Below are 4,777 nucleotides of genomic sequence, written 5' to 3' on the forward strand. Positions count from 1 at the left end.
GCTGGCGGCGGGGGACCCGGACCTGGACCCGCTCGTCGCGGGACTGCGCGCGTGGGAGGCGGTGGCGGCGGGCGCGACCCGGCTGCTGGCGGAGCAGGGCAAGGACCTGCAGGTCGCGGCGTGGCTGGTCGAGGCATGGCTGCGGACGGACGGGTTACCGGGCCTGGCGGACGGCTTCACGCTGCTGGTCGAGCTGGTGACCGGCTATTGGCATGACGGGCTGCACCCCTTCGATCCGGACGATGAGGCGGATGCGCGGCTCGCGCCGCTGTTCGGCCTGTTCGGGCGCGAGGAGGCGGGGACGTTGATCCAGCCGCTTCGCCTGCTGCCGCTGACCGACGCCCCCGACCGCCACGTCGCGCTGTGGACGCTGGAAGCGGTGCGCGGTCAGTCGATCCGGCACGACGATCCCGTCGTGCGCGAGGAGCTGTCGGCCAAGCACGCGCAACGGGTGCAGCAACTGGAGGGCGCGGTGGCTGCCGCCTCGCCGGACTTCGCCGCCACGAACCTGGCGGCGTCAGAGCGCGCGTTGGCCGAGCTCGACCGGCTGATGACGGCGCTCGACGAGCGGACGGACGCGGGGCGGTTCGGCTCGCAGGTCGCCGTGCCGCTCACCGCGCTCGCCGACGCATTCGGTCGAGGGCGCGCGGACGCTCCGTTGCAGATCGTGGCGGAGGCATTGTCCCTTCCGACGACATCGGCCGCGGAACCGGCGGAGGGCCGTCCCGAAACGGCGCCGAAACAAAATCCGCTCGATCGACGTGGCGCGCTTGCAACCCTGATCGAGATTGCGGGTTTCTTTGATCGGACGGAACCGCAGTCGCTCATCGGACATGGCTTGCGTGATCTCGTGAGGCGCGCCAATCTGCCGCTGGACGAGCTCATCGGCGAGCTGATCCCGGATCGGGACCAACGGGCGATGTTCATGCTGCGCGCGGGCATCCGGGTGGAGCCGGCGGGCGATGGCGGTGGTGGGGTCACCACCTTCTGAGGGGAATTGGGATGTCGAGCGTCCACGACAAGCTGAAGAAGGTGCGAAAGCCGCGCGTCCACATCACCTATGATGTGGAGACCGAGGGTGCGGTGGAGGTGAAGGAGCTGCCCTTCGTGATCGGCGTGATGGGCGATTTCTCCGGCGACCCGACGGAGCCGCTCAAGCCGCTGCGCGACCGCAAGTTCATCCAGATCGACCGAGACAATTTCGATCAGGTGATGCGGCGCATGTCGCCCGGTCTCAAGCTGCGCGTCGAGAACACGCTCAACGATGACGGCACCACCTTGCCCGTCGAGCTGCAGTTCGGGTCGATGGAGGATTTCGAGCCGGGTCAGGTCGTCCAGCAGGTCGAGCCGTTGCGCAAGCTGCTGGAGACGCGCAACAAGCTGCGTGACCTGATGGCCAAGGCGGACGGCTCGGAGAAGCTCGAAAGCCTGCTGGAGGGCATCCTCCAGGACGAAGGCCAGCTGAAGGCGCTCAGGGCCGAACTGGACGGCGAGCGCGGAGACAAGAACGCATGAGCGACACCAACCGGGCGGGTCAGCCGGCCGCCACGACCACCGTAACGGACGGGCGCAGCCTGCTCGACGAGGCGATCGGCGTCACCCGCCAGACCGATCGCGACGAGGTCGAGACCCTGCTGCGCGCGCTGACCGACGAGGCGACCGCTGGCACCGTCACCTATTCGCGCAACCTCGCGGTGACGATGAGCGAGGCGATCGCGGCGATCGACCAGAAATTGTCGCGCCAGCTCGCCGCGATCATGCACGATCCCAAGTTCAAGGCGCTGGAGGGCAGCTGGCGAGGGCTGCATTATCTCGTGCACGGCAGCAACACCGGTCGCGACATCAAGGTCCGCGTCATCAACGCCAGCAAGAAGGAGCTGGCGCGCGACCTGGAGCGGGCGATCGAGTTCGACCAGTCGACCCTGTTCAAGAAGATTTACGAGAACGAGTTCGGCACGCCCGGCGGCGAGCCGTACAGCGCGCTGATCGGCGACTATTATTTCGGCGCGGGACAGGAGGACCTCCAGCTCCTGCGCAACATGTCGGGGATCGCCGCCGCCTCGTTCGCGCCGTTCATCGCGGCGGCCGGGCCGCAGATGTTCGGCTTCGAGACGTTCGAGGAGCTGTCCAAGCCGCGCGACCTGTCCGACAAGTTCCAGGCGACCGAGTATAACAAGTGGCGCTCCTATCGCGACACGGATGACGCTCGCTTCGTCACGCTCGCGATGCCGCGCGTGCTCGCCCGCCAGCCCTATGGCGAGACGACCAGGGCGGTGGACGAGTTCGACTATGAAGAGGCGCCCTTCTCTGCCGAGGGCGCGCCCAAGCCGCTGCCGCACGACGATTATTGCTGGATGAACGCGGCCTACGCGCTGGGCACGCGGCTGACATCGGCCTTTTCGGAGAGCGGCTGGACCACCGCGATCCGCGGCGCGGAGGGCGGCGGCAAGGTCGCCGACCTGCCCACGCACCTGTTCCTGTCCGACGACGGCGACATGAGCGAGCAATGCCCAACCGAGATCGCAATCACGTCCCGGCGCGAGAAGGAGCTGTCCGACCTCGGCTTCCTCCCGTTGTGCCATTACAAGAACACCGACTATGCCGTGTTCTTCGGGGCGCAGACGACGCAGAAGCCCAAGAAGTACGACCGCCCCGCCGCGACGGAGAACGCCGCGATCTCGGCGCGGCTGCCGTATATCCTCGCCAGCTCCCGTTTCGCGCACTATCTGAAGGTGATGGGACGCGACAAGATCGGCTCGTTCATGGAGGTCGAGGATGTCCAGAACTGGCTGAACCGCTGGATCATGAACTACGTCAACTCGGCCGAGGGCGGCGGGCAGGAGATGCGCGCCAAGTTCCCGCTGCGGGACGCGCGGGTGGAGGTGACGGAGATCCCGGGGTCGCCGGGCAGCTACAACGCGATCGCCTATCTGCGTCCGTGGTTGCAGATGGAAGAGTTGACCGCTTCGCTGCGGCTGGTCGCCCGCATCCCGCAAAAGTCCTGAGCCGCGGTGGCGACCGCGCTCGCGGCCGAGCCGGAGGCGCGCGCGGGGGCGGTCGGCGACGTGCTGCTCGCGGCACTGGACGACGGCACTTTCCACGACTCGCTGCTCGATCCACTGCTCGCCCCCGGCGGCGGGCAGGATTGGTCCGACTGGTTTGACGGCGCACCCAGCCGGACTGCCGCAGACCGGCTGATCGCCCGGATCGATCAGGCGCTGTCCGAGCAGGTGGACGCCATCCTCGCGCATCCCCGCTTCGCGGCGCTGGAAGCTGCCTGGAGGGGCGTGCGGTGGCTGACGAGCGGGTTGGACGTCGACGGCGCGTCGCGCATTCGGGTGCTCGACGCGCGCTGGACCGAGGTCGCGCGCGATTTCGACCGCGCCGCCGAGTTCGACCGCAGCGCGCTGTTCGACCTGCTCTATGCGCAGGAGTTCGACATGCCCGGTGGCGTGCCGTTTTCGCTGCTGGTCGGGCTATATGCCGTGCAGCACCGCCCCGCGCGCGGCCATCCGACCGACGACGTGGAGGTGCTGCGCCATCTGTCGCAGGCCTGCGCCGCCGCGTTCGCGCCGATCGTGGTCGACGCGGCGCCCGGCCTGTTCGGCGTCGACCGCCTGGCGGAGATGGACCTGCGCCAGACGCTGGCCGCCGACTTCCGCAACCCCGCCTATACCCGGCTGCGCGGCTTCCAGGCGCGGCCGGACTCGCGCTTCGTCGGGATCGCGACGCCGCCGATCCGACTGCGGGGGCCACGGCGCGGGCGGCAGGCGGGCGATTGCGGATGGGCGTACGAGGCGGACGAGCACGGCTCGCTGTGGGGCGGCGCGGCGCTGGCGGTGGCGCATGTCGCGCTGCGCGCGTTCAACGACTATCGCTGGCCGGCGACGGTGCGCGGCCTTGTCCGCGACGAGCTGACCGCCGGGCTGGTGGCGACGCTGCCGCTGCTCGACGTGGAGACCGATGCGCCGAAGAAGTTCGTCAAGCCGCCGCTGGAGGTGCAGCTGTCGGAGACGCTCGACCGCGAGCTGGCCGATGCCGGGGTGATCTGCGTGCGCCGCGTCAAGGACACGCCGTATCTGGCGATCCACAACCTGCCGTCCGCGCACAAGCCGACCACCATATTCGACACGGAGGTCGCGCGGACCAACCAGCAGCTCGGCACCATGCTGAACTACATCCTGTGCGTGTCGCGGTTCGCGCATTATCTGAAGGTGATCGGGCGCGAGTGGATCGGCTCGGCCAAATCGGCCGAGGAGTGCGAGACGCGGCTCCAGCGCTGGATCGGTCGCTATGTGTCGAGCGGGACCGACCTGACCTTCGAGCAGAAGGCGCGCTACCCGTTGCAGGAGGGCCGGATCAGCGTCGCCGCAATGCCCGGCTCGCCCGGCAGCTACCAGTGCCAGGTGGCGCTCAAGCCGCATTTCCAGCTCGATCAGGCGATCAGCGAATTCCACCTGACGACCGTGCTTCGCGATCCGGGGGCGGCGTGAGCGACGCCGTTGCCCTGCTGCGCGACGGCGACCTCGCCGGGCTGCGCGCCGCGGTCGCCGAGCGGGTGCGTGCCGAGCCGGCCATCGCGCGCCACCGGCTCGACATGGCGGACGTGCTGATCCTTCAGGGCGAATGGGAACGCGCGGACGCGCAGCTGGAGCTGGCGGCGAGGCAGGACCCGACGCTGGCGGTGCCGACCGCGCTCACCCGACAGCTGCTGCGCGCCGCGGTCGCGCGGGCGGAGACCTGGGAACAGCGCCGCCCGCCCGAGCTGGTCGCGCAG

At 69.2% G+C, this 4,777-nt stretch carries 4 protein-coding genes and 1 pseudogene; all 5 read left to right on the top strand.

The annotated features are described in order from the left end of the window. Positions 1–991: ImpA family type VI secretion system protein (locus tag HUU95_RS08720; RefSeq protein ID WP_174279757.1), on the top strand; the 991-nt coding region annotated here is incomplete at its 5' end. An 11-nt stretch (positions 992–1,002) separates the two neighbouring features. Continuing rightward, on the top strand, positions 1,003–1,515 hold the full coding sequence (gene tssB / locus HUU95_RS08725) for a type VI secretion system contractile sheath small subunit (RefSeq protein ID WP_174279758.1): 513 nt from the start codon (positions 1,003–1,005) through the stop codon (positions 1,513–1,515). Then, the gene (gene tssC, locus HUU95_RS08730; protein ID WP_174279759.1) at positions 1,512–3,005 is read left to right on the top strand and encodes a type VI secretion system contractile sheath large subunit; all 1,494 of its coding nucleotides are present in this window, start codon (positions 1,512–1,514) and stop codon (positions 3,003–3,005) included. The genes tssB and tssC (HUU95_RS08730) overlap by 4 nt, the downstream gene beginning before the upstream one ends. Positions 3,006–3,011: 6 nt before the next feature. Beyond that, positions 3,012–4,493, top strand: coding sequence for a type VI secretion system contractile sheath large subunit (tssC, locus tag HUU95_RS08735; RefSeq protein WP_174279760.1), 1,482 nt, complete (start codon positions 3,012–3,014; stop codon positions 4,491–4,493). Further along, positions 4,490–4,777 (top strand): annotated as a pseudogene (locus HUU95_RS08740) (hypothetical protein); the annotation flags it as partial. The gene tssC (HUU95_RS08735) and the pseudogene HUU95_RS08740, both read left to right, overlap by 4 nt.

The sequence above is a fragment of the Sphingomonas bacterium genome, assembly GCF_903643065.1.
Taxonomy (GTDB): Bacteria; Pseudomonadota; Alphaproteobacteria; order Sphingomonadales; family Sphingomonadaceae; genus Sphingomonas.